The organism is Actinoplanes sp. CA-142083 (genome assembly GCF_050942195.1).
GTDB lineage: Bacteria > Actinomycetota > Actinomycetes > Mycobacteriales > Micromonosporaceae > Actinoplanes.
Window position 1 is genome coordinate 2,909,083 of sequence record NZ_CP192076.1, and the last position, 25,142, is coordinate 2,934,224.

The window sequence follows — 25,142 nt, forward strand, 5'->3', positions numbered from 1 at the left end:
CGGGACATGGACGGCAGCGACGGATACGCCCAACGCCTGGCGGAGCTCGGCGCGCGGATCGAACAGGCCCGGCTGAGCCCCGAGATGGTCTGCGAGCGCGCGGCCGGCCTGCTGGCCGGTCGGATCGGATGCTGCATCGACGACGCCCACGCCCACCTGCGGATGCTCGCGGCCCAGCGGGACTCGGACGTCGGCGCCGTGGCCGCCGCGGTGATCGCCACCCTCGAGACCCGGCGGCCGATCCCGTCGACCGGCCTGGACACCGTTACGCCGGAGGCGCCCCGGAGCGCGCCCCGCTCCCGGCGACCGGCGCCCGCACCGGCCGGCGCGAGCGTCCCGGACTGGGCGGCCACCGTGCAGCAGCTGCTCGACGCGTTGCCGGGCCAGCACATCGTGGTCAGCCCGCAGCGCGACGGCGGCGGGCAGATCGTCGATTACGACGTCACCGCCGTCAGCCCGTCCGTGGTGGACCTGGCCGGACGCACCGGGGCGCAGCTGATCGGCGACCAGGTGAGCAACGTGTACCCGGGCATCGTCGACGGGCCGGTCTGGCGGGCGTGGGCCGACACCGCCGCCGACGGCCAGGCGCGCACCGTCGCGCCCGTACGCTATCTGCACCACGACGACGGGCACGCCACCGAGCATCTGCTCACGGTGCACGTTCAGCCGGTGGGCGAGGGCCTGCTCAACACGTGGATCTACCAGGACGAGCATGCCCGGCTCGCCGAGCGGATCGCGCAGACCGAGCGGCTCGGCCTGCTGGGCTGGGGCGAGTGGGATCTGATCTCCGACGCCACCGTCTGGTCCGAGGGCCTTTACCGGATCTACGAGCGCGACCCGGCCGACGGCCCCATGCCGCGGGAGGAGTCCGAGGCGCTCGGGCTGCCCGAGGACGAGGCGCACCGCCGGCACGCGGCGGAGGCGTTCGGCCGCGGCGAGACCGTGGACGTGACGACCCGCGCCCGCGTCAACGGCGAGGTCAAATGGCTGCGGGCCGTGGTCGACGCGATCCGCGACACCGACGGCCGTCCGGTCAAGATCTACGGCATCATCCAGGACGTCACCGCGCGCGAGACCAGCCGCATGAAGCTCGCCGAGGTGCAGGAGGAGCTTCGCGAGCACCAGCGGAGCCTGGCCGCCGAACACCGGGTGGCCACCCAGCTCCAGCAGATCGTGATCCCGATCCCGGAGGCGCCGATCGAGCTGCCCGGGCTGCGGGTGGGCGTGCGGTACCTGCCGGCCGAACAGGCCAGCCGGGTCGGCGGGGACTGGTATCACGCCGCCGCCGACGGTGACGGCACCATCATCCTGGCGGTCGGCGACGTCGCCGGGCACGGCCTGCACGCCGCGACCACCATGGCGCGGCTGCGGCACGCTCTCGCCGCCCTGGCCGTGACCACGACCTCCGACCCCGCGACGCTGCTGACCCACCTCAACGTTCTGCTCTGCACCACCGAACCCTGGATGACCGCTCCCACGGCCACCGGCATCGTCGCCCGCTACGAGCCGGCCAGCCGCACCCTGACCTGGGCTCAGGCCGGGCATCCGGCCCCGCTGCTCGTCCGCCGTGGCCGCACCGCCGAGCTGGCCCGGCCGTACGGGCCGCTGCTCGGCGCCCTGCCCCAGGCCACCTACGCCACCGCCTCCTGCACGCTGAAACGGGGCGACCTTCTGGTGCTGTACACCGACGGGCTCGTCGAGAACCGATCGGGCGGCGTCGGGGAGGGGCTCGGCCGGCTGATCGAGCTTCTCGACAGCCTCTCCGCCAGCGCGCAGCCCATGGAGGACTTCCTCAGCCGGCTGCGCCGGGCCAATCCCGACGACGACACCTGCGTCCTGACCGCCCGTCCGCATTCCCGGCCCTCCGACCCGCGATGAGCCTCCTGCGCCGGGAGTTCAGCCTGCGCAGCCTGGTCGAGCTGCGTCACCAGATCGAGCTGAGCGCCCACGACAGCGGGCTGAGCGACCTGGCGCTGTACCGCTTCGTGGTCGCGGTCAACGAGATCACCACCAACGCCGTACGCCATGGGGGTGGCCACGGTCTTCTCGAGCTCTGGCGCACGACGAGCCGCCTGCACTGCCGCATCTCCGACCACGGCCCCGGCCTGCCCGGCGACCACCGGGCCCACCGGCCCTCCACCCACGCGACCAGCGGGCGCGGGCTGTGGCTGGCCGAGCAGAGCTGTGATGACCTGACCATCGAGACCGGGGTTCGGGGCACCACCGTGACGCTCTCGACGAGCGCTACTTCCCGGCGATCAGCCGCTGGGCGAGCGCCGGGCTGAAGACGCCGGCTCCGGTGGTGGGCGCGATGCCGCATTTGCCGTCCGAGTTGCCGGGGTTGGTGATCCAGAGCTCGAGGGCGGCCGGGTTGGCGGTCGACTGCCGGCCCAGTTTGCGGCCGCCGGGGTTGCACCACTGCCCGTTGCCGCCGTTGCCGTTGCGGCTGGTGTCGATGACGTATCCGGCCGGCCGGCGCAGCGCAGCCTTGACCCGTTCCGCGTAGCGCCGGGAGTCGGTGGTGCCGATGTAGTTGGAGACGTTCACCGCGAAGCCGCGCACCTGGGCCACGCCCGCCGAGAGGAGCCGCTTCGCCATCGTCGCGGGACTGATCCAGTCGGCGTGGCCGGCGTCGATGTAGGTCCACGCCTTGGGCGCCTTCTGGGCCAGCACCCGGGTGGCGGCGTTGAGCAGCCCGAGCCGGGTGGCGATCTGCGCCTGGCTCATGCAGCTGAAGTCGCCGAGCGCGTCCGGCTCGAGGACGACGATTGCCGGCCGGGCGCCGATCGCCGTCGCGAACCTGGAGATCCACGTTTGGTAGCTCGCCGCGTCGGCCGCCCCGCCCGCGGATTCCGCGCCGCAGGCATCGCGGCCGGGCAGGTTGTAGGCGACCAGGACCGGCAACATCTTGGCGGCCGTCGCCGACCGGGTGTAGGCCGCGACCGCCTTGCCCACGTCGGCGTCGCTGGTTCCGGTGAACCAGTGCGCCATGGGCTGACGACTGATGGCGGACCGGATGGCGGCCGCCCGCTCGTCCTTGGGATGTGCGGCGACCCAGAGGGCGGCGGGCAGCTTCGGGTCGATGAAGAGCCCACGCGTACGGCTCAGCGGGGTGCTCGCCGGCTGTGCCGCAGCGGTGCTTGCGGCCGTCGTCGAGGGCGCGTCGGCCGCCAGCAACGGCATCGCGGCCACGACCGCCGCCAGGAGCACCGCGGCCCGTCTCTTCACGCCCTGCCTTCGGCCGGCCGGCGCCGGACGTGAGGAAATCAGGCCTCCTGGTACGCCGGCACCCCGAGCAGCTCGTCCACGGTGACGAACCGGTAGCCGCGCTCCCGCAGCCCGTCGACGGTGAGCTTGACGGCCCGGACGGTCTGGGAGCGGTCGCCGACCCGCCCGTCGAAACCGTCGTGGAAGATCAGGATCGTGCCCGGTCTCGTCCGGGCGATCGCGCGGCGGGCCATCGCGGCGCCGTCCCGGTGGAAGACCTCCAGCGGATGGCCGAAGACGCCCGCCACCGGCTCGAGACGCTCCCGCCGCAGCATGCGCAGCAGGGCCGGCTGGCGCCACAGCCACGGCGTGCGGGCCAGGGCGGGGGTGCGGCCCAGCCGTTCGCGCAGTACGTCCTGGGTCTGGCCGACCTCGCGGCGGAAGGCCCCCGGGCGCAGGTAGGTGGTGAAGCGGTGGGTCAGCGAATGGTTCCCGATCACGTGGCCCGCGGCGGCGATCCGGTCCGTCGTCGCCGGATAGCGCCGCACGCACTGCCCCACCTGGAAGAACGTGCCCCGGATGCCGCGGCTTTCCAGAAAATCGACAATCTCCGACGTGTACGGCTCATTGGGCCCGTCGTCGAAGGTCAGCGCGACGACGCGGTCCTCGGGCGCCGCGCGATAGGCGTAGCGGCCGAACACCTGCGACTGCGGGAGCATGAACAACGCGTACGTGACCGCGACCGGCACGACGAGCCAGAGCGCTACCACTGGAGGCGGCTCTCGCGGAAGACCGGCGCCGAGCCGATCACGCGTCTGCCCGTCACCCGGTTCAGCAGGTACGCGGACAGGTAGTAGACGACCAGGCAGACGAAGACGTTGTAGAAGAAGCCCCGGTTGAAGCGCCGGCCCGAGGTGTAGGTCGGGTTGGAGTGGTCGTAGATCACGCGTCCCTCGCGGCGCATCCGGCGCAGCAGGTCCAGCTCGTCCCCGCCCTGGGTCAGGGTGGTGTCGTAGCCGGTCCAGCGGTCCCGGCGGAAGGCGATGTTGGTGGCGGAGACGTAGCAGGTGCGACCGGTCGCGCGATAGACCGCGTGCACCGCGCCGAAGAGCGTGCGGGCGAAGACGCGGCCCCACCGCGGGCCGTCGTGGTAGCGGCACGGGCCGACGACCGCCACGACGTCCCCGGACTCCTGGAAAGAGCGGTCGATCTTGGAGAGCCAGTCCTTCGCGTACGTGGTGTCGGCGTCGGCCGAGACGACGATCTCGCCGGTGCTGGCGGCGGTGCCGGCCTGCCGGGCGTTGCACACGCCCGGGCTCGGCTCGGTCACCACGCGGACACCCAGGTCACGCGCGATCTGCGCGGTGTCGTCGGTGCAGTTGTTGTCGACCACGACTATCTCGTACGGACCGGGGAAGTCCTGGTTCCGCAGGGAAGTGATCGCATCGGATATGTAGGACGCCTCGTTGTAGCACGGGACGACGACGCTGAACCGGATTGTCATGGTCATCAGCGTCGGCGCGCGGCCATACCGAGAGCCATCCATGATCACCCCGATACGGCCCTGATTTCTGCCTCTCAGCTCGCGGGCGTCCAGTGCGGGTCGCGGCCGAGGTAGCGCAGCAGCTCCGCCGCGGCGCCGTCCTTCTCGCCGGCCTCCAGCGCGACGGCGTAGGCGCCGTACTGCCGCAGCGGCTCGACGATCGCCTGGGCCACGGGCATCAGCTCGGCGGCGAGGTCGTCGTCGAGCGGCGAGGGCTGACCGGCCGCGACCGCGATGTCCCAGGCGTGGACGGCGGCGTCGAGGGCGGCGGCGCCGGCGGCCGTGGCGGCGGGCAGGACGCCGTGGGGGAGCGGGGTCGGGGTCGTGCCGGCCGGGTCGACCGTGGCGAAGGCGGCGGCCGACGCGGTGAGGGTGGGCTCGACCAGCTCGGCCGGAGTGCCGGCCAGGGTGCCGGACGGGGTGAACGGATTCTCCGTCGGACCGCCCTTTCCGGTGATCGCCGAGACGTAGGCCAGCTGGTCGCCGGCCGCGTGCTGAAGGACCTGGGTGACGTTCCACTCGGTGCAGGGAGTGGCCCGGCCGAGGTCGGCGGCGGTCAGAGCGGCGGTCGCGTCGCGCAGGGCGGTGTGGGAGCGGTCCAGGATCGTCCAGGTCGTCATGTCTTCTCCTCGAGTCTTGCGGAACGGAACGTTCCGCTTCGTTTAGAGTAGCGGAACGCTCCGTTCCGCACAAGTGCTAACCTTTGATCCATGGCAGAGGCACTCAGCGGGCGGCGCGCCCAGGCCGCCCGGAACGACGACGCGATCCTCGCCGCCGCCAAGGCGGTCTTCATCGCGGAACCGGACGCGCCCATCGGCGAGGTCGCCCGCGCGGCGGGCGTCGGGATCAGCGCGCTGTACCGGCGCTATGCCAGCAAGGAGATCCTGCTCGCGACGCTCTGCCTCGACGGGCTACGCCGCTTCATCGCGATCACGGAGGCGGCGGCGGAGGTGAGCGACCCCTGGGAGTCGTTCGTCGAGTTCCTGCGCGGCATCGTCGACGCCGACGTCCACTCGCTGACCGTCCATCTCGCCGGCCGGTTCACGCCCACACCCGAGCACCGCGAGCTCGCAGTGCGTGCGGGCGTCCTCGGCGATGAGATCCTGCACCGCGCCCAGCGGTCCGGCGCCGTCCGCGGCGACCTCGAGAGCACCGACCTGCCGATGATCTTCGAGCAACTGGCCGCCATCCGCCTCGGCGACGACGACCAGATCCGCGACCTGCGCCGGCGCTACCTCGACGTGCACCTCGCCGGCCTGCGATCCGAGGCCATCGCGTACGGCACGTTGCCCGGCGCCGCGCCCACCCCGGCCGATCTCGGCGCCCGCTGGAACCGCGCCACCTGACCGCCTGGCAGCACCTTCCTACGCTGATGAGGTGCAGCTGACCGAGTTGAGCGTCATGGGCTTCCGGACGTCGGTCACCGTGTTCCGGCGGCCCGGCGGTGGCCTGCGCTGGGTGGTCATCCCGACCATCCACATGGGGCACGCCGACTACTACTGGGCGATCTGGCAGCGGTTGCGCTCCTGCCAGGCCGTCATCGCCGAGGTCTGGGACGGGCCCAGCTCGACCGGGATGACGTACGCCAACGCGATGCGCCTGGCCCGGCAGCGGGCGAGCCGCGACCTCGTGCCCCAGGACATCGATTACGGCGCTCTCGGCGTACCGATCATCTTTCCCGACGCCTACCTGGCGCCGAACGCCGACCCGGACCGCCGGATGTCCCGCGAGGAGCGGATGAGCTCGACCATCATGACGCCGATTCTCGCCCTGCACATGGCCCTCACCGGCGACCGCGACTGGCTGGCCACCACCTCGCTCGAGATCCACGACCACACCGAGGTCCGGCGGGACGCCAGTGACGTCAAGCGCGAGGACCTGCTGCTGGGCGTGATGCACGAGATAGACGGCGAGTTCGCCGCCGAGGACATGGAGGTAGCCGTCGTCTTCGGCGCGCTGCACATGCCCACCGTCGTCCGCGAGCTGACCGGAAACCTCGGCTACCGCGTGATGCGGGGCGCCCAGTGGCTGACCGCGATCGACTACGACGAGCCGCCGCACATGCGCAAGCCCTCCCTGGACGGCTGGATGGACTGGTAGCGCCCGCGGTCAGGACGGGGTGTACGGCGCGTCGGAGATCAGCGTGATCTCGGGCTGGCCCTCCGGCCCCCGTCGAACGGATACACCTGGGCGCCCCCGCCGGAATGCCGACCCCGTCGCAACGCTGACGAAGGTTGTCAATCGACTGGCTGAGATATCGTGGGCTTGATCCGTACTTGCTGAACCGGCCGTTGAACAGGACAAGCAGGACTACCCGCATTGCTCGAAGACAACCCCGACGACCTGTACGAGAACGCGCCGTGCGGCAACCTGTCGGCGTTGCCCGACGGCACGATCGTCAAGGTCAACGCCACCCTCCTGAGCTGGCTCGGCTACACCCGGGACGAGATCGTCGGGCGTATCCGGTTCGGCGCGTTGCTCACCGCAGGCGCACGTATCTACTACGAGACGCATTTCGCCCCTTTGCTGACCATGCAGGGTGAGATCAGCGGCATCGCGCTGGATCTGCGAGCGAAAGACGGCAGCAGGTTCCCGGTCCTGATCAGCTCGCTGGTCAAGGCCGGCAGCGACGGGCAGCCGCAACTGGTTCGCACCATCGTCTTCGACGGCCGGGACCGCTGGGCGTACGAGCAGGAGCTCCTGCGTGCCCGCCGGGCCGCCGAGCGGGAAAGCAACCGCCTGCGCCACCTGGTCTCCGACCTGCAACGCAGCTTGCTGCCGGCGGTCCTGCAGACCCCGCCGGGCCTGGAAACCGCAGCCCATTACCGGATGGCCTCGGCCGACGAGGTCGGTGGCGACTTCTACGACCTGTTCCCGATGAACGACGGCCGCTGGGGATTCTTCCTCGGCGACGTCAGCGGCAAAGGTGTCGAGGCCGCCGCCGTGACCGCTCTCGCCCGGTACACCCTGCGGGCCGCCGCCGTCTACGACCCGGATCCCGCCGCCGTCCTGCACAACCTCAACCGGGTCCTCTACCAGGAGTATCGGCACGACGCCCGCTACTGCACCCTGGTCTTCGGCATCCTCACCCTCCGGCCGGACGGCTTCCGCGCGGTCATCGCCAGCGGCGGGCACCCCGATCCGCTGGTGCTGCGCGCCGACGGAACCGCCGAGTACCACCGCACCAAGGGCCGGCTGGTCGGCGTGTTCCCCGGCTCCGTCTACACCAACACGATCGTCGACCTGCGGCCCGGTGACACTCTCGTGCTCTACACCGACGGCGTCACCGAGGCCCGGGCCAGAGCCGGCCCGGCCGCCGACCCGCGCTACGGGGTGGACGCCGTGGCCCGATTCGCCGCCGACCTGGCCCCGGCCGGCGCCGCGGCGGCCATCGACGCCTTCGTCGACCTGCTCGACAGTTTCGGGGAAGGCCTCGACGACGACACCGCGGTCATGGCGATCGGCGTGCCCCCTCCCGCGCCGCCGGCGGTCAGGACGGGGTGATGAGCCGGGTCTCGTAGGCGACGACCACGGCCTGGACGCGGTCGCGGAGGCCGAGCTTGGCCAGGACCCGGGCCACGTGTGTCTTCACGGTCGCCTCGGAGAGGAAGAGGCGGCCGGCGACCTCGACGTTGCTCAGGCCCTGCGCGACCAGGGTCAGGACTTCGCGTTCGCGGGGTGTCAGCGCGGCGAGGTCGCGGTGCAGGGGCGTCTCCCGGGGCTCGGGCGTGGCGAAGCGCTCGATGAGCCGGCGGGTGATGCTCGGGGCGAGCAGGGCGTCGCCGTCGCGGACGATGCGGATCGCGGCGACCAGGTACTCGGGGGTGACGTCCTTGAGCAGGAAGCCGCTGGCGCCCAGGCCGAGGGCCGCGTAGACGTAGTTGTCCAGGTCGAACGTGGTCAGCATGATGACGCGCGGCGGGTCGTCGGCGGCGAGGATGCGGCGGGTGGCCTCGATGCCGTCCATCGCCGGCATGCGGATGTCCATGAGCACCACGTCGGGGCCGGTGCTCCGGACCGCGTCGACGGCTTCGGCGCCGGTCGCGGCCTCGGCCACCACCTCGATGCCGTCGGCGGTGAGGATCATCCGGAAGCCGGCGCGCACGAGCGCCTGGTCGTCGGCGATCACGACTCTCAGCGGCTCGGTCATCGGCTCTCCAAGGGTAGCTGGGCCTGCACCCGGTAGCCGCCGGTCAGCCGGGTGGTGGCCTGCAGGGTGCCGCCGTAGACGGCGAGCCTCTCGCGCAGCCCGGCCAGGCCACGCCCGGTGGAGGTGGCGGCTTCCGGAGTCGGCCGGCCACCGGTGTCGGTGACGGTGATGCGCAGTTCGTCCGGCGAGTATGCGACGTCGACCGTGGCGCGGGCGCCCGAGGCATGCTTCACCGTGTTGGTGAGGGCTTCCTGCACGACGCGGTAGGCGGCGAGCTCCAGGCCGGCCGGCAACGGGTAACTGTCGCCGCTCGTGGTGACGGTGACGTCGATGCCGGCGTCGCGGACCCGGTCGATCAGCGGCGGCAGCTGGGCCAGGCCGGGCTGCGGGGTGAGGGTGTCCTCGTCGTCGGCCGCGGCCAGCAGGCCCATGACGCCGCGGAGCTCGCCGAGCGCCGCGCGGCCGCCCTCCTCGACCGACAGCAGGGCGTCGCGGGCGGCCTCGGGCGCGCTGTCGAGGACCTTACGGGCGGCGCCGGCCTGGATGACCATCATGGATACGTTGTGGGTGACGATGTCGTGCAGTTCGCGGGCGATGCGGGCGCGTTCCTGGCGGGTGGCGTCGCGCAGCGCGTCGGCCCGTTCGTGGCGCAGCCGGTCGGCCCGCCGGCGCCAGGTCCGCATGCCGTTGACGGCCAGCCCGATCGGCAGCAGCACCAGGAACGGCACTGAGGCGACCGGGACGATCGGCACCGCGAGATCGGGGAACGAGCTGTACAGCAGCGCCGCGACCGGCAGCGCGGCCAGGGCCAGCAACCGGTAGGGGCTGTACGCGGCGGCGCTGTACCCGGCGATCACGCAGGCGTAGAACGAGACGCGCAGGATGTCGGTGCCCGGTGACTCGCCGTGCAGCGACAGCACCGTGATCCCGAGGATGACCATGAGCGTCGCCAGGGGATAACGACGGCGGAAGAGCAGCGGGAGGATCGCGGCGACGGCGATCCAGCCCGGGCCCTGCGGGTCGACGAGCTGATACTCGGGCGGCGGCAGGGGAATCGGCGGCATGTCGGGGAAGTCCGGCAGCGGCACTGCCCTGGCCCCGTCGCTGGTGGTCTCGAAGAAGTGCCCGGTGATATCGGTGCCGCTGAACGCCGCCAGCATGAACACCGCGACCAGCAGCACGTCGAAGGCCCAGTTGCGCCGGGTCAGCCGCGGCTGCGGGCCTTCCCGGCGCAGCGCCGTCACGAAGCGGCCCGGCGCCTTCATGAAGCGGCTCAGGGCCAGCGAGGGAACAGCGATCACCGGCTCATTGTGTCCGCCCGGGCAAAGCGCACGCATCCATCTCCCGACTACGCCGCAAGGATGACGCCGCCCCGCGAATCCCCTCTCGCGGCCGACGACCCGTGCGCCCGGGTGTCCCTAGCGTCCGTTTCCATGATTGACGTCGTAGATGTGAGCCGCCGCTACGAGGGCGACCAGGCCGCCCTCGACCACCTGAGCCTGCACGTAGCCGAGGGGGAGTGCCTGGCGCTGCTCGGTCCGTCCGGCAGCGGCAAGTCGACCCTGCTCAACCTGATCGCCGCCCTCGACCGCCCCACCGACGGCACCGTCACGGTCGGCGGCACCCGCGTGGACCGGCTGAGCGAGGCCGCCGCCGCCCGCTACCGCCGCGCCACCATCGGCCTGGTCTTCCAGTTCTTCAACCTGCTCGACGACCTGACCGTCGCCGACAACATCCTGCTGCCGGCGCAGATCGCCGGCCGGCCCGCCGCCCCGTCCCGCCAGCGGGCCCGCGAGCTCCTGGAGACGCTCGGCATCGACCGGCACGCCGACGCGTACCCCGGCCGGCTCTCCGGCGGGGAACGGCAGCGCGTCGCGGTCGCGCGGGCGCTGATGAACCGGCCGCCGCTGCTGCTCGCGGACGAGCCGACCGGCGCGCTCGACACCGCCTCGGGCGCGGAGGTGCGCAAGCTGCTGGTCGACCTGCACGCCGACGGCCAGACGATCGTCCTGGTCACCCACGACGAGACCCTCGCCTCCACGGTGGCGACCCGCACCGTGCGCCTTGTCGACGGGCAGGTGGCGGCGTGAGCGCCATCCGGACCGTGGTGCGCGGGGCGCAGCGGCGCCGCGTCGCCACCATCGTGATCGTCGCGGCGACGGCGATGGCGGTGACCGCGACCGTCCTCGCCGGCCTGCTGCTGGCCGCGTCCTCGGCGCCGTTCGCCAACGCGTTCGCCCAGCAGAACGGCGCCCACCTGACCGCGGTCTTCGACGCCGCGAAGACGACCAAGGAGCAGGCCGCGGCCACCGCGTCGCAGGCCGGGCAGGCGACCGGCCCGTTCCTGGTGGCCACCGCCGTCGTCAAGGAGGACCCGAGCACCCCGCCGACGCCGCCGATGAAGGTCGTCGGGCGGGCCGACCCGAGCGGCGACCCGATCGACAAGGTCACCCTGCTGTCCGGGCGCTGGGCGCAGACCACCGGCGAGATCGTGGTGGCCCGCACGAACCTGCGGATCCCCACCGGAACCACCCTGCAGCTGCGGGACGGCTCCACGCTGAAGGTGGTCGGCGAGGCCCGGTCGCTCAGCCAGACCGCGCAGGGCTGGGTGACGCCCGGGGAGGCCGCCGCGCTCGGCCAGACCGGGTGGCAGATGCTCTACCGGTACGCCGACGCCGGCACCGAGGCCGCGATGAACACGCACCAGGCCGCGCTCGGCGCGGGCGTGCAGACGCAAACCTGGCTGGAGGTACGCAACGACGCCGCGCACCGCACCCAGCTGTTCGTGCCGCTGCTGAGCGCGTTCGGGCTGATCGGCCTGGCCCTGGCCGCCCTGGTCATCGGCAACGTCACCGCGGGCACGGTCGCCTCGGCCACCCGCCGCATCGGCGTCATGAAGGCGCTCGGGCTGACCCCGTCGCAGGTGGTGCGCGCCTGCATGGCGCAGGCCCTGATCCCCGGCATGATCGGCGCGGTCCTCGGCATCGTCGCCGGGGACTTCCTCGCGGTGCCGCTGACCGCCGACGTCGCCGACCTGTTCGGCACCGTCCCGATGTCGGTCACGCCGTGGGTCGACGCCGCCGCGATCGTCGCCGCGATTCTGGTGATCGCCGGGACCGCGGCGCCGGCCGCGTGGCGAGCCGCCCGCTTGCGTACGGTCGATGCCCTTGCCGTAGGCCGCACCCCGCACAGCGGCCGTGGCCGCGTCGCCGCCCGCCTCGCCGCCCGAACCCGCCTGCCGAGGCCGCTCAGCCTCGGTCTGGCCCAGCCGTTCACCCGGCCCGCCCGGCTGCTGGTCATGCTGCTGACGATCGCGCTCGGCACTGCGGCGGCGACGTTCGCCATCGGCCTGGCCAGCTCGCTGCGCCACGTCCAGGCCGCCGACCAGAAACCCGACAGCTCCGCCGACGTGCTCGTCCTGCCCGACCCGGGCGTCAAGGCGGACCCGCAGGCCACGATCGCCGCCGCGCAGGGAACCGGGCAGTACTACGGCCGCGGACCCGCCGACATCGCCGTCGACGGGCTGCGCGAAGCCGCCCGGGGCACCATCACCAGCGGCGACGCGAGCTGGGCCGGATACGAGATGCTCGACGGCCGCTGGTACACCGGCCCGGGCGAGGCGGTCGTCAACACCGCCTTCCTGACCGCCACCGGCAAGCACATCGGCGACACGGTGACCGGCGCCGGCCACGAACCGCTCATCCTGGTCGGCGAGGCGTTCGACGGCAGCGCCAACAACCACCTCTACACCGACATCGCCAGCACCTCCGGCCCGAAGCCGATGCTCGCGTGGTACGTCAAGCTCGTGGCCGGCGCCGACCGCACCGCCTACATCCAGGCCATGCAGGGCAAGAACCTGCACGCCGAGGCCACCCGCACCGAGGGCCCCGACGGCACGCTGATCATCCTGGACTCGCTGACCGCCCTCCTCACCGCGCTGCTGGTCTCGGTGGCCGGGCTCGGCGTGCTCAACGCGGTCGTGCTCGACTCGCGCGACCGGGTGCACGACATCGGCGTACACAAATCGGTGGGGATGACGCCGAAACAGACCGCCGCGATGGTCGTCGCGTCGGTCGGCATTCCCGGCCTGATCGGCGGTCTCGCCGGCGTTCCCGCCGGTTACCTCCTGCACCATTGGGCCGTGCCCGCCATGGCACGTGGCGCCGGCATCCGTCTTCCTCAATCAACCATTGACGTGTACGCCGCCGGCCTGGTCGCCGCGCTCGCCCTGGCCGGACTGGTCATCGCGGCCGGCGGCGCCCTGCTCCCGGCGGGGTGGGCCGCCCGCACCCGCACGGCGGTGGCGCTGCGCACCGAATAACGCTCAGGCGGCCATCCGGGCGGCGAGCCGGTCGACACGGTAGATCCGGCGCCCGTCGACCCAGAGCCACCCCCGGGCGTACGCCGTCCGGCCGCGGATCTCGAGGATCTCCAGCTCCACGATGATCCGGCGGTCGGACGGCACGACCTGGCCCCGATAGGTCCACTTCAGCGGCTCGCCGAGCGCGACCGGCTCGAAGCGCCCACCGATGCCCCGGTCGGTCAGGTACCACTGCAGCAGCTGGCACATCGCCTCGACGCCGAGCGAGCCGGGCATGACCGGGTCCTGGAAGAAGTGGGCCTTGAAGAACCAGTCGCCGGCGTCGACGTCCTTCTCGGCCCGCAGCCGCCCGAGACCGGCCGCCCCGCCCTCGGGCCAGTAGCCGGTGATCCGATCGAGCATCGAGAGCATCGGCCCGGCGGGATGGCGAAGCACCGGGAGGTTCTCGCACGGCTCGGCCAGGCGCGCGCGCTCGGCCGGCGTCGGAGGCAGGCCCGGCTGCTGCGCGAAGGCCGTGGTGAGGAAGTACCCGAACACGGCGGTGCCGCTCAGCAACGGCTCCCCATCGGCGTGGCACTCGATCCGGAACGTTTCGATGATCATTCCGGCGGCCCGGGACACGTCCGTCAGCTCGGCGCGCGTCCGCACGACACGGGTGCCCGGCCGCACCTCGCGCCGCACGAGCAGTTCCCCGTCGAGGTTGCGGAACAGCAGCTCCGCGTCGATCTGCACCGGGCTGCCGACGTAACAGCCCAGCCACCCGCAAGGCTGGAGGGCGACCTCCATCAGCGCGGCCGCCGGCATGGTGGAACCGGCGAAATACCAGGCCTCATCCGGTACGTCGTACTCCGCCACGACCGCGCTGCCGACCGCCATGCCCTGGTACGGGCCCTCGACCGCGGTGACCCTGCTCATGAAGTGGTACGGCGGCCCCGGCAGGCGCGGTCCGCGGCGCGCGCCGGCGAACGCCTCGGCCATCGGCCCGAGCCCGTCGGCCGGCCGGCCCCACGCGCACGCCAGCAGCGACGCGTAGCCGAGCGGCAGGTCCCCGAGATGCGCGACCGGCCGCGTCTCGCGGTGTCCGGCGAGCCCGCCCAGCGCCGGCAGCGGCTCGGCCAGCGCGGTTCGCTGCACGGCGGGCGGCCCAAGATGCCGCCAGTGCTCGAGCGGCCAGTCCGGCACCAGCCGCACGGCACAACCGGCCACGTGCAGCGCCTTCACGCCGTCGACGGTGACGAGCACGTCCGCGACGGCCGTCGGGAAGGGACCATCCGAAATGGAGGAAATGAAGACTTCGTACGTCAGCTGTCGGCTTTTTGGAGTGACCTGTCCCCGGCAGCGCATCCGCGCGACCCGCCCCGGCTCCGGCTCGAACCGCCAGCCGTCCCGGTCGATCGTGTAACCGCAGGCGGCCAGGTAGAACGAGACGGCTTGGAAGCAGGCCTCCGACATGAGAGTGCCCGGCATGCAGGGGTCGTTGTGGAAGTGGCCGTCGAAGAACCAGTCGTCCGGGCCGACGGCCGTCTCGGCCCGCAGATAGCCACGCTCCCGATCGAAGACCGATATCTCGTCAAGCAGTCGCAGCCGCCCCGATCCGATGCGCGGCGTCCGCACATGCGCGCGGGTCGCCTCCCACCCAGCCCCGAAACACTCGTCCGGGCGCCCGTCGGCAAAGGCAGTGACAGCATCAAAATCAAAGGCCTTTTCCCGTACGCCTTCGTATCGCGCGACGGCCGGGGCGTCCCAGAGCACCCCTCCGCTGCGGCCGAGTTCCTCGTCGGTGAAGAACCCCGCCTGGCCGTTGCGCACCGTCAGCAGCAACTCGTCGCCCACATGGCAGTCGTACTCGAAGAAGAAGAGCCGAACCGACCCGTGCGCGACATGCCGCAGAACCCGAATCTCGAAGCGGAGCGTCTGCTCAGCGCCGGGCGGCGGCCCGTGGAACGTCACGTCGCTGCCGAGCAGGCGATAGACCCGCTCGCTCCGGTTGTGCAGGTCGGCGCCGAGCCAGCTGATCAGCAACAGATCGGCCTGCCCCGCCTCGACAACCAGCCCCGCCGGCATCCGCCCCGCCGCGTCGAGATACCACGAATCATGGTGCACCTCGGTCTCGGTCCAGATGGTGCCCTGACCCAATGTGCCCTGACCCAGCGTGCCCTGCACGGCGTCGATCCCGAGGACTCGATCGGCGAGCAAAAGAGGCGGACCGGGCATCCGGGTCTGCCGCACGTCAGCGTCCTGAACGGCGAACGCGGGCCCGAACAACTCGGAGATCCGCCCGGACGCAAGGTGTTCGAGCTGCGCTCGATCGAACCGAGGCCCGGGGAACCCTTTGGCCGCCGATGCCTCAGGCCGAGCGAGCGCGGAGACGGCCGCGGCCCGACCGCTCAGGAATCGGGCATGCGCGGCGGCCTGGATTTCCAGGTATTGGTGGTGCGCGGCCGTGATGGAAGCGCGCCATTCCATAGCGGCCGAGACGGCTGGATCGTGTCGCGGCGTCGAAGGACGGTCGATCGGCATTGGCGCCAGGTCCGGGGCGGGCTCCATCACCGTGTATTCGTCGGCCGGTATCGGGGCGGGGAGCCGCTTGGGCAGGCTGATCGTCGGGCCGGGCGGGACGATCGTGGGCGTCGCGAAATAGGTCGCGAGCGCATCGTGCCGCACCGGGACGCCCGCGGCGGCCAACTCCGCGACCGCCGACGACACCGACCACACGCCTTGCCCCGGCACGGCGTCCAAGGCCACCGCGACGTGCTCCCGCCCGCCCAGAATGCGGCGGATCCAGCCCGTGCACTGCGCCGTCGGCCCGTGCTCGATGAAGACCCGGACGCCGTCATGCCAGGCACGCTCGATCAGGTGGGGAAAGTCGACGGGCGCGAGCATCTGCTCGGTGATCGCGTCGGCGGCCGACTCCGCGGTCGGGTGATACCAGTCCCCGGTAGCCCCGCGATAGAACCGAATTCCCGGCACGGTCCTCGTGGGCCGCCGATGCAGGGAATTCCAGCGCTCGCGCACCTCCGCCACCTCCGGAACGTGCGCCACCAGAAGCCGGAGCGGCATGCGTGAGCCCGCCTCGAAGCGCTCGGCGAACGCCGTACAGGCCTTCTCCTCCCCGGCCACCACGCAGGTCCCGGGATCGCACACCGCCGACAGGTACACGCCTCGCTCCTCCTTGAGCGTCGCCCGCACCAGTTCCGGGTCCGCGGCAAGGAGATAGCCGGCCCAGCGCTCACCCGCGATCCCGTTGCGCTCCCAGTAGCGCCGGACCGCCCGCAGCTCGCCGCTCAGATCGTGCGTGAACACTCCGTCGGCCCGTGCGTCGGCCGCCATGGCCGGCCCATCGGTCCAGGCCCCCAGCGCGACGAGAGCGGCCGATTCCCCGGAGGAGTAGCCCAGCGCGGCATCCGGTTCGACGCCCAGCACTTCGCGGGAGATTCGCGTGTGCAGCCCCGAGAGGAATCCGACCGCAAGGATCTCGTCGAGCGGCTCTGGTTCCGCATGCCCGTCGTAGAGCCACGAGACCAGCGGCGCCCCGTCCACGCCCGCCAGCTCCGGAGCGAACGCGAGCACGAGATCGGCCCCCATGCCCCGGTAGAAGGACGTGCTCATCGGATAGACGAACGCGGTCTCCCCGCCGATCGGGCTCTCCCGAAAGGCCACGCCCGGAGGCCGCAGCGCCTCACCTTCGAGCCAGGCGCGTGCGCCGTCAAGCTGGCCGGCGAGGTGGGCAGGATCGCGGGCGAGCACAGCCAGGCGAGCCGGCCCGCCATCACTCTCAACGCCGGCCGACACGGCGGCACGCACTCCCGCCCGGTCCGCGCCCGAGTAGAGGTGCAGCCGTGGCACGGGACCCGCTACCCACGGCGCGGCGTCGGCAGCACGCAGACGGATCCGAGCGGGCGAAGCGCCGAGCACAGGCGTGACGACGTCCACGGTCGTAGCGCCGAGGCGAGGCAGAGCCGGCTTTCCCGCCCGCGGCCGGGCGCGATGCCGCAGCGCGAGGGCCGCGACCGCAACGTCGAGCAGACCGACAGCAGCGTGCGGCGCGCCGAAAAAGCCGCTGGAGATGCGCTCGGCCGCGTCACCGGCCGTCAGCTCCGAGACGATCGCGGCTTCCCGTTCGTTCGGGGCATCGCCGTTGTCCCGGTCGATCAGGGCGATGATCTGATCGCCGTCGCGTCGCGCGTCGTCCCGGCGCTTGAGCACGAGGATGACGGCAGCGTCGGCCGGTTTCCCGGCCAGGCCGAGCTGCGCGACGGCGGCTCGGTGCACGGTTTCGTCGGAGAGGTCGACCGCACCGACGAGCGCGGCGTCGATCTCCCCGGCCCGCAGTGCTCGAGCCGCCAGCTCCAGCGCCGCGATCCCCGAGGCTTCCTCGGCGCTGACCGCAAAGCCCGGCCCTGAGAGCCCGAGTTGCCCGCCGATGCGGTTGGCCACGATGTTCGCCATGGCGCCCAGCACCCGTGCGGCGGTAAGCGCCGGGCTGAACTCGTCGCCGGTCTGGCCAGCGGCCTCCAGGCGGAGGCGGGTAGCTGCGCGGGCGATCTCAGGGTCGCAGCCCATGCCCATGAAGACGGACGTGCGCTCCGGCGGAAGGTCGATGCCGCGGACAGCGTCGCGGGCGGCTTCCAGCGCGAGCACCTGCTGGCCCAACGTCTCACCGAGATCGCGCGGCGGATAACGCAGGTCATCGAGCGCGACCTTGATGGCGTCCGGCGCCGCGCCGGGCACCCGCCCACCCATGAGGGCGTCCCGGAGCCCATCGGCGTTCACATCCCCGACGCGAGCGCCGATCGCGACGATAGCAACGGCGTCCGACGCCGAGGCGTCGGCAGAGGCGTGGGCAGAGGCGTGGGCACAGGCAGGAGGCGGGAACGAGGCCGGGGCTGCCGACGGGAGACCGGGCGCCGCGACGGTGAATGCCGGCAGGCCGTCGTAGGCCTCGACGATCAGGTGGGCGTTGTTGCCGCCGAAGCCGAAGGCGCTGATTGCCGCGCGCCGCCGCGGCCCGCGCCATGGTTCGTTCGCCTGCAGCAGGCGCAGGGGGCCGTCGCGCAGCTCGTCGATGGGGTCGGTGGCGCCGACTGTCGTCGGGAGTATGCCATGGTGGATCGCGCCGAGGAGCTTGAGCAATCCGGCCGCGCCGGAGGCGGTCAGCAGGTGGCCTACGTTCGACTTGGCCGAGCCGATCGGCAGTGGCTCCGGCCGCTCGCCGAAGTGCCGGGCGGTCGACCTCGCCTCCACGGCGTCGCCGATCGGGGTGCCCGTGGCGTGGCATTCCAGCAGCTCCACGGTCTCCGGACCAAAATCCGCCATTTCGTACGCCGTACGCATGGCTCGGATTTGGCCTTGTTCCGCGGGCTGGAGAAATCCGCCGGTGCGGCCGTCGTTGGACAGGCCGATGCCGCGCACGACGCCGAGGACCGGCACACGCGCGGCCACCGCGTCGCGCAGTCGCATGAAAGCCAGCAGCGCGGCGCCCTCGGCGGGAATCAGGCCGTCGGCCCCGCGGTGAAACGGCCGGCTGCGTCCTGAAGGGCTCAGCGCGCCCAGCGCCGCGAACCCGGAGTCGATGATCAGCCCGTCGCAGCCGCTCACCGCGCCGGCCAGCATGAGGTCGGCCGTGTTGTCGTGCAGCCGGTCGCATGCGATCTTGATGGCGTAGAGCGCGGAGGCGCAGGCCGCGTCGAGGGCGAGCGATCCGCCTTCCAGCCCGAGGGCGTTCGCCGCCGTGTGCGCCCACAGCCCAGAGCAGAAGCGGCCACGCGGGTCCAGGCCGCCGGGGTGACCGTCGAGCCAGACGCGTTCGGCGTACGCGGCCAGGCTCCGGCTCGGATACCCCAGGTTGCCGAGGATCAGGCCGGTGCGAGCCGGGTGCGCGTGGTCGCCGGCCTCGATCAGCGCGGCCCGGCCGGCGTGCAGCACCCATTGCAGCGCCGGGTCGTAGGCGGCGACCTCGCCCGCGAAGTCGTCCGGATCGAAGACCTCGGTGAAGCCGCGGACGAGACCGGCCGTCGCGCCCGCGGCGAGCGAACCCGGCGGCAGCCGCCAGTCCTCCGGCCGCACCGCGTCGAGGTCGACCCGGCCCGACGCGATGTTCGTCCAGAACTGTTCCGGGCTCAGCGCTCCCGGCAGCACGCAGCCGCGGCCGACGATCGCGATCGGCTCGAACCCCGGCCCGGCGCCTCGAGACCTCGCCGCCCGGGGCGTGTTCGAACCGGAAGTGGCGGTCACGTGCGAGCCGCCGGTGCTATGTCGGGGCGCCGGATCAGGCTGACGCCGAGCAGTTCGGCGCGGACCGCACCGTCCTCGTCGAGCAGCGCGATGTCGCAACGCGTCTCGTCGGCGGCAACGGTCACGGCACGCACGAGGCAGCGCAGCGTCGCGGGTGCCGGCCCTGGCCGACGGACGTACATCGCGTCGACGCCCATGGGCAGTGTCGCGTTACCGGTGACGTGCTCGGCCCACAGAACGGCGGCCTGCAGAGCGCCGTCGACCGCGGCCGGGTCCGTACGCCAAGGAGCATCGGGCCAACCCGCCGCCCGCACTCCGACGACCTGCGCCTCGGCGCCACGCCGGGACAGCCCCCGCACCTCCCGAAGCACCTGGAACCGGGGGCCGTGGAACAACGCGGCGGACTCGTAGACGGACGATCCGGCGAAGGACTCCATCTCGGTCGGCGCCGTCCATGTTCGCGGCCGTTCCGGGGCGACGAGCCTTGCCCGGAAATGATTTCCGAGGCGCAGTTCGTCGGCCGGGGTGACCTCGATGGTGAAGCGGTGAGAGCCCGTAGCCAGATCGGAGAGCTCGATCCGATGGAGAACCCGGATATCGGCCAGCGCGGTCGGGTGGCTCAAGTGACGCGCGTGCCCGGCGGCCGCGAACCACTCCACCGCCATGGCCAGCGGAAGCACGGGCACACCGGCCGGCGCGTGGTCGGCCAGGAAGCCGTGCGTGCGCGCGTCGACGACGGCTTCGGCGGCGAATCGCGGCCGGGCCGGCTCGGCGAAGGCGCCGCCGGTGAGAATCACCTGGGCCGCGTAGCCGGGCGTGCTCAGCTCCGCGACGAAGGCGCGCGCGCCCGCTTCGAGCGGGATGAGCCCGACCCCGAGGTTCCGGAACTGCGCGGCATGCGCGGCGGTGACCATGCCCGCGTCCCAGGGCCCCCAGCCGATCGCCCGCACCCGGCAGGACGGCCGCCTCAGCTGCTCGGCGTGGGCCACCTGGTTGAGCACCTCGTTGGCCATCGCATAGTCGCACTGCCCCGGGTTGCCGTAGCGCGCCGCGACCGACGAGAACAGGCACAGCAGCTCCAGCGGATCGGCGGCTGTCGCGTCGAGCAGGGCGGCGAGCCCGGCGACCTTGGTGGCGTAGACGCGGTCGAACTGGTCGTCCGTCTTGTCGGCGATGCGCTTGTCGGCGAGGACGCCGGCCCCGTGCACGAGCGCGGTGATCGGCCCCCACTCCTGTCGCGTCCGGCTCAGCTCACGGTCGAGCGCGGCCCGATCGGTGACGTCGACGGCCGCGTACCGCACGGTCGTCCCCGCACGCTCGAGGCCGGCCAGCGTCGCCCGCACTTCCCGGCGGGCCAGGATGGCGCGCGCCTGGGCCGTCAGTTGGGCCGGCGTGTGGGCGCCGTCCCGCTCGGCCAGCAGGCGGGTGAGGGCTGGCTCGTCGCGGGCCGGCGCCACGAACTCGGGCTCGTCGACGAGTGCCGTGCGCCCGAGAAGCAGCATGCGTGGCCGGCACTCAGCCGCCAGCGCGAGCAAGGCGGCAGCGGTGACACCACGCGCGCCGCCACTGACCACGAGGACCGAGTCCGCATTGAGCCGCAGATCTGTCCCGATCGGGGCTTCGGTGTCGGTCAGGACCCATCGCGTTCCGTCGGCGCGAAGGCCCACGTCGGGGGTCGGCCCGCCGGTGAGCAGTTCGGCGACGATGGCGGCGGCGACGTCGTCCGGGCTGCGGCCGCCGCGCTGGCAGTCGATCGCCTTGGCCGCGACCGCGGGCCATTCCCGGGCGGCGGTCCGGGCGAGCGCTGCGAAGCCGCCGAGCCAGGCGCGCTGCGGATCAGGGTCCATGAGCCCGAAGCAGCCGCCGGTGTCCTGCACGGTCACAAAGACACCGCAACGGTCCGCCACCGCGCGAGCGGCCTGAAAGGCGAGCCGGGCGGCCGGTCCGGCATCCGACGCCGGTGCCAGCCCGCCGAGCAGGATCACACCGTACGCGTCGCCCGCGGGCCTTTCCTCGGCAGTCGCGGTGATGCCGTTCGCGCGGAGTTGCTCGACCACGGCGGGCGCGAGCGCACTGCCCCCGTCGATGACCGCGATCGGTCCGTCCCGGAGACCGGCCAGCGCCAGCCCACAGGCGGGCGCCGCGACCGGCTGGACCTGTAATCGAGGCAGCCCGGGAGTGCTCGGGATCCCGCGCATGACGTCATCCAGCGTGCGCGCCTGGAACAGCTGAGCCATCTGCGCCGAATCGGTCGCCGGCAGCCCCACCGCGCGCTCCCGGACCGCCGCGAAGATCTCCACCTTCTTGATCGAGTCGATCCCGAGGTCGGATTCCAGATCCATGCCGCCGTTGAGCATGTCCACCGGATAGCCGGTCTTGTCGGCCACCACGGACAACAGCAGCCCAAGACTTACCGGTTCGCCCGCCCGCTCAACCGCCGCTGGGGAAGCCGTGGGCGGTTGAGCAGCCGGCTGCTGAGGGGGCGGAGCCTGGAGGTCCAGCTGCTGGACCGGCTGCGGGTGGCCGCGCGGCTGGAAGGGCGGCTGCTGGAGGAGCTGCGGCTCGACGGGCAGCGGCGCGAGGAGCTGCGGCTCGACGGGCGGTGGCTCGACGGGCGGTGGCTGGAGGAGCGGTGGCTCGGGAGTGCTTGGCGGCAGGGCCGGCAGGGTGGGCGGCGGCTGCCCGGCGAAGGCGGCGAACGTGCTTTCGGCCATCTGGAGGAATGCCTGGTGCGATTCGGCGAGAACGCGCTGGAAATGCGTGTGCGCCTCGGCGGTCTGGCGCTGCATCTCCTGCACAGCCGCCAGCCACTCGGCGCTGCGCAAGGGCTCGGGTTCGGTCATCGGGGCGAAAGGCTCCAGACGGGTCGGTGAGGTCGCTCGGATCGGTGCCGGCAAGTCCCGCTCGGGGGCGGGAGGCGCGACGGTCGGCTCGTGGGCGGCGATGGGCGCGGGCGGCGCGCCGGTCGGCTCGGGGGTAGCGATGGGTGCGGGAGGGACGACGGGCCGCTCGGCGGCAGCGACAGTCGCGGAGGGCGCGACGTAGCCGGTCCCGTTCACGCGCACCGGCATTCGCGGTCGCGTGGCCTGAGGCGCCGGGTTCGGCAGCAGCTTCGTCAGATCCATCGCTACGCCGTGGATCGCTAGCCGGCCAAGGGCCTCGTAACAGGCGGCCACGCCGTCGCGGCCGCGGCGGTCCAGTGGGACCGCCAAGTGTGGCCGGTCGGCGAGGATCCGGCCGATCAAGCCGGTGAGCACGGCGCCGGGCCCGACCTCGACGAAGGTCCGCACCCCGGCGGCGTACATCGCCTCGATCTGCTCCTGGAACATGACCGGCGAACCGGGGTGCCGGGCGAGCGCGCGCCGGATCGCCGCCGGCTCACTGTCGTAGACGGACGCGTCGTGGTTGGCGTACACGTCGATCCGCGGCGCGGTCAGCGAGAGCGTCGACAGGAAGTCGTGCATCGGCGCCTCGACCGACTGCATCAACGGGCTGTGGAAGGCGGCCGAAACCGCGAGGCGGCGCGCGGCCACACCGTCCCGGGCGAGTCGCTCCTGCAGCGCCTCGATCGCCCGCACGGTCCCGGAGACCACCGTCTGCCGGGGCGCGTTCCGGTTCGCGATCCAGACCTCCGGGGTCGCCGGGATGTCCCCGTCCGCGTCGATCGCGAGCATCGCGCCCGGCGAGGCGTCGACCCCGGCGAGCAGCGCGCCCCGGTGCTTCGCCAGGCGCAGCAGGCTTTCCGCGTCCATGACCCCGGCCGCGTGCAGCGCGACCAGCTCGCCGAGGCTGTGCCCGGCCACGCAGGAAGGCGCGAGCCCGACCGACGAAAGCAGCGCCAGCAGCGACAGGCTGTGCGCGGCGAGGGCCGGCTGCGCCCAGCGTGTGTCGGTGAGCCGCCGTTCCCGCGCCGCGCGCTGGTCGTCGGTGAAGGCCGGTGGGGGAAAGACGACGTCGGCCAGCTCGGCGCCGGCCACGAAGTCCCACACGTCCTGGGCCGCCGGCACGGCCTGGGCGATCTCGGCGCCCATCCCGACGTACTGCGAACCCTGCCCGGGGAAGACGAACGCCACCCGGCCCGGCGAGACCGGCCCGTACTCGTAGAAAACCCCGCCGGGAAGGGCGAAGGACTCGGTCGGCCGCCGCACGGCCATCTCCACGGCCCGGTCGAGCGCGTCGCGGCCGGTCATCGCCAGGCGGCACGGCTGAGCGGCGTCGAAATCGGTGGCCGTGGCCAGCTCGGCCGGCGAGTCGGCGCTGATCACGACGAGGTCGGCGCCGGCGTCGAACCGGGCGGGGGCGTTGCCGTCGCGGTGCTCCTCGAGGGTGACGTGGAAGTTGGCGCCGCCGAAGCCGAAGCTGGAGACCGACGCCCGCCGCGGGTGGTCGGAGCGCCGCGTCCACGGGCGGGCGACCGTGTTCAGGTAGAACGGGCTGTCGTCGATGCCGAGGCCGGGGTGGGGCTCGCTCACCTTGATGGTCGGGGGGAGCGTCCGCTGGTGCAGGGCCAGCACCGTCTTGACGAGCCCGGCCGCGCCCGCCGCCGCCTTGGTGTGCCCGATCTGGGACTTGATGCTGCCGAGCGCGCACCATCCGGTGTCCGGCCGGCCCGTCTCGCCGAAGACGCGGCGCAACGACTCGAACTCGGCGGCGTCCCCGGCGCGGGTCGCGGTGCCGTGCGCCTCGACCAGGCCGACCGTGTCGGGGCCGTACCCCGCGGACTCGTACGCCCGCCGCAGTGCCCTCTCCTGCCCGGTGGCCATCGGCGCGTAGATCGCCCCGCCCCGGCCGTCCGAGGAGGTGCCGAGCCCGCGGATCACGGCGTAGACGCGGTCGCCGTTCCGCTCGGCGGCGTCCAGCCGCTTGAGACCCAGCATCGCCAGGCCCTCGCCGAGCATCGTGCCGTCCGCGTCGGCGGCGAACGGGCGCGCGTCGCCGGTGGGGGAGAGGGCCGGCGTCTTGCTGAAGCACACGTACATCAGCGGGTTGTTCGTCACGTCCACGCCGCCGGTGACGACCAGGTCGGCCTGGCCCAGGGCCAGCTCGTTCGCCCCGGCCGCCACCGCCGCCAGCGAGCTGGCACAGGCGGCGTCCACGGTGCAGTTGGTGCCGTGCAGGTCGAGACGGTTCGCGATCCGCCCGGCCACCACATTCGACAGCAGGCCGGGGAACGAGTCCTCCTGCCACGGCGTGTACTGCGCAGCGATCGCATCGCAGATCTCGCTCGCGTCGGGCGCGGAGATCCCCTGAGCGAGCAGGGCCTTGAGCCACACCGGGCGCTGGATGCGCGCGTCCATCGTCCCGACCCGGCTGAGGGTGGAGCTGCCGAGGATGACGCTGACGCGTTCCCGGTCGAGCGGGCCGGCCAGGTTCCGGTCGAGGTCGGCCAGCAGCGCGTCGGCGACCGTCAGGCCCAGCAGCTGCGCGGGGTCGACGGCCGCGAGCGTGGCCGGCGGCAGCCCGTGGGCGAGCGCGTCGAACTCGATCTCGGGCAGGAACGCGCCGCGGTTGCTGTAGGTCGTGTCCGGCGTCGCCGGGTCGGGATCGTAGAATCCGTCGGCGGGCCAGCGGCCAGGCGGCAGCTCGGTGATCAGATCCTGGCCGGTGACGATGGTGCGCCAGAACTCGGCCGTGTCGCGCGCCCCGGGCATGAGGGCGGCCACCCCCACGACGGCGATCGGTTCCAT

Annotated in this window: 15 protein-coding genes; 7 read left to right on the top strand and 8 right to left on the bottom strand. The window is 72.6% G+C overall.

Features of this window, described 5'->3' with window-relative positions; all coding sequences use genetic code 11:
• Nucleotides 1-6: 6 nt before the first annotated feature.
• Together ACQPZX_RS13425 and ACQPZX_RS13430 are read left to right on the top strand one after the other, a co-directional pair.
• Nucleotides 7-1,878, top strand: coding sequence for a PP2C family protein-serine/threonine phosphatase (locus ACQPZX_RS13425; RefSeq protein WP_433379402.1), 1,872 nt, complete (start codon nucleotides 7-9; stop codon nucleotides 1,876-1,878).
• Nucleotides 1,875-2,285 (top strand): ATP-binding protein, encoded by a 411-nt coding sequence (locus tag ACQPZX_RS13430; RefSeq protein WP_433379405.1) that lies wholly within the window; start codon nucleotides 1,875-1,877, stop codon nucleotides 2,283-2,285. The genes ACQPZX_RS13425 and ACQPZX_RS13430 overlap by 4 nt, the downstream gene beginning before the upstream one ends.
• Here ACQPZX_RS13430 and ACQPZX_RS13435 read toward each other — a convergent pair.
• The 4 genes from ACQPZX_RS13435 to ACQPZX_RS13450 all read right to left on the bottom strand — a co-directional run bounded on the left by ACQPZX_RS13435 (nucleotide 2,245) and on the right by ACQPZX_RS13450 (nucleotide 5,370).
• The gene (locus ACQPZX_RS13435; RefSeq protein ID WP_433379408.1) at nucleotides 2,245-3,228 is read right to left on the bottom strand and encodes a glycoside hydrolase family 6 protein; all 984 of its coding nucleotides are present in this window, start codon (nucleotides 3,226-3,228) and stop codon (nucleotides 2,245-2,247) included. The two genes, ACQPZX_RS13430 and ACQPZX_RS13435, sit on opposite strands and share 41 nt — an antisense overlap.
• Before the next feature lie 38 nt (nucleotides 3,229-3,266).
• Nucleotides 3,267-3,977 carry a polysaccharide deacetylase family protein gene (locus ACQPZX_RS13440; RefSeq protein WP_433379411.1) on the bottom strand — a complete coding sequence of 237 codons (711 nt, stop codon included), beginning with the start codon at nucleotides 3,975-3,977 and terminating at the stop codon, nucleotides 3,267-3,269.
• On the bottom strand, nucleotides 3,971-4,711 hold the full coding sequence (locus ACQPZX_RS13445) for a glycosyltransferase family 2 protein (RefSeq protein WP_433379414.1): 741 nt from the start codon (nucleotides 4,709-4,711) through the stop codon (nucleotides 3,971-3,973). The genes ACQPZX_RS13440 and ACQPZX_RS13445 overlap by 7 nt, the downstream gene beginning before the upstream one ends.
• Nucleotides 4,712-4,785: 74 nt before the next feature.
• Nucleotides 4,786-5,370, bottom strand: a complete 585-nt coding sequence (locus ACQPZX_RS13450; protein WP_433379417.1) for a TIGR03086 family metal-binding protein — start codon at nucleotides 5,368-5,370, stop codon at nucleotides 4,786-4,788.
• Nucleotides 5,371-5,460: 90 nt separating this feature from the next.
• Here ACQPZX_RS13450 and ACQPZX_RS13455 point away from each other — a divergent pair, with 90 nt between their 5' ends.
• The 3 genes from ACQPZX_RS13455 to ACQPZX_RS13465 all read left to right on the top strand — a co-directional run bounded on the left by ACQPZX_RS13455 (nucleotide 5,461) and on the right by ACQPZX_RS13465 (nucleotide 8,254).
• Entirely contained in the window at nucleotides 5,461-6,096 is a 636-nt protein-coding gene (locus tag ACQPZX_RS13455; RefSeq protein ID WP_433379420.1) for a TetR/AcrR family transcriptional regulator, read from the top strand.
• Nucleotides 6,097-6,127: 31 nt separating this feature from the next.
• A complete protein-coding gene (locus ACQPZX_RS13460; RefSeq protein WP_433379423.1) occupies nucleotides 6,128-6,850 on the top strand; it encodes a hypothetical protein in 723 nt (240 codons plus the stop codon).
• A 219-nt stretch (nucleotides 6,851-7,069) separates the two neighbouring features.
• Entirely contained in the window at nucleotides 7,070-8,254 is a 1,185-nt protein-coding gene (locus ACQPZX_RS13465; protein ID WP_433379426.1) for a SpoIIE family protein phosphatase, read from the top strand.
• On the opposite strand, the gene ACQPZX_RS13470 is transcribed toward ACQPZX_RS13465, so the two are convergent.
• Complete coding sequence (locus ACQPZX_RS13470; RefSeq protein ID WP_433379429.1) at nucleotides 8,241-8,900, bottom strand: response regulator; 660 nt, start codon at nucleotides 8,898-8,900, stop codon at nucleotides 8,241-8,243. The two genes, ACQPZX_RS13465 and ACQPZX_RS13470, sit on opposite strands and share 14 nt — an antisense overlap.
• Nucleotides 8,897-10,201, bottom strand: coding sequence for a sensor histidine kinase (locus ACQPZX_RS13475; protein WP_433379432.1), 1,305 nt, complete (start codon nucleotides 10,199-10,201; stop codon nucleotides 8,897-8,899). Before ACQPZX_RS13475 ends, ACQPZX_RS13470 begins: the two co-directional genes overlap by 4 nt.
• A gap of 132 nt (nucleotides 10,202-10,333) precedes the next feature.
• Between ACQPZX_RS13475 and ACQPZX_RS13480 the strand changes: the two genes are divergently transcribed.
• Both ACQPZX_RS13480 and ACQPZX_RS13485 read left to right on the top strand, forming a co-directional pair.
• Nucleotides 10,334-10,990, top strand: a complete 657-nt coding sequence (locus ACQPZX_RS13480; RefSeq protein WP_433379435.1) for an ABC transporter ATP-binding protein — start codon at nucleotides 10,334-10,336, stop codon at nucleotides 10,988-10,990.
• Nucleotides 10,987-13,221, top strand: a complete 2,235-nt coding sequence (locus tag ACQPZX_RS13485; protein WP_433379438.1) for an FtsX-like permease family protein — start codon at nucleotides 10,987-10,989, stop codon at nucleotides 13,219-13,221. The genes ACQPZX_RS13480 and ACQPZX_RS13485 overlap by 4 nt, the downstream gene beginning before the upstream one ends.
• Before the next feature lie 3 nt (nucleotides 13,222-13,224).
• Here ACQPZX_RS13485 and ACQPZX_RS13490 read toward each other — a convergent pair whose 3' ends face one another.
• Nucleotides 13,225-19,455: a beta-ketoacyl synthase N-terminal-like domain-containing protein gene (locus ACQPZX_RS13490; protein WP_433379441.1), complete on the bottom strand. Its 6,231-nt coding sequence runs from the start codon at nucleotides 19,453-19,455 to the stop codon at nucleotides 13,225-13,227.
• Nucleotides 19,452-25,142 (bottom strand): SDR family NAD(P)-dependent oxidoreductase, encoded by a 5,691-nt coding sequence (locus tag ACQPZX_RS13495; RefSeq protein WP_433379444.1) that lies wholly within the window; start codon nucleotides 25,140-25,142, stop codon nucleotides 19,452-19,454. Before ACQPZX_RS13495 ends, ACQPZX_RS13490 begins: the two co-directional genes overlap by 4 nt.

Bases quoted from the DNA above. Each gene is read 5' to 3' on its own strand.
- ACQPZX_RS13425 (WP_433379402.1), top strand. From the start codon at position 7: ATGGACGGCAGCGACGGATACGCCCAACGCCTGGCGGAGCTCGGCGCG.
- ACQPZX_RS13430 (WP_433379405.1), top strand. From the start codon at position 1,875: ATGAGCCTCCTGCGCCGGGAGTTCAGCCTGCGCAGCCTGGTCGAGCTG.
- ACQPZX_RS13445 (WP_433379414.1), bottom strand. From the start codon at position 4,711: ATGACAATCCGGTTCAGCGTCGTCGTCCCGTGCTACAACGAGGCGTCC.
- ACQPZX_RS13450 (WP_433379417.1), bottom strand. From the start codon at position 5,370: ATGACGACCTGGACGATCCTGGACCGCTCCCACACCGCCCTGCGCGAC.
- ACQPZX_RS13455 (WP_433379420.1), top strand. From the start codon at position 5,461: ATGGCAGAGGCACTCAGCGGGCGGCGCGCCCAGGCCGCCCGGAACGAC.
- ACQPZX_RS13470 (WP_433379429.1), bottom strand. From the start codon at position 8,900: ATGACCGAGCCGCTGAGAGTCGTGATCGCCGACGACCAGGCGCTCGTG.
- ACQPZX_RS13480 (WP_433379435.1), top strand. From the start codon at position 10,334: ATGATTGACGTCGTAGATGTGAGCCGCCGCTACGAGGGCGACCAGGCC.
- ACQPZX_RS13495 (WP_433379444.1), bottom strand. From the start codon at position 25,142: ATGGAACCGATCGCCGTCGTGGGGGTGGCCGCCCTCATGCCCGGGGCG.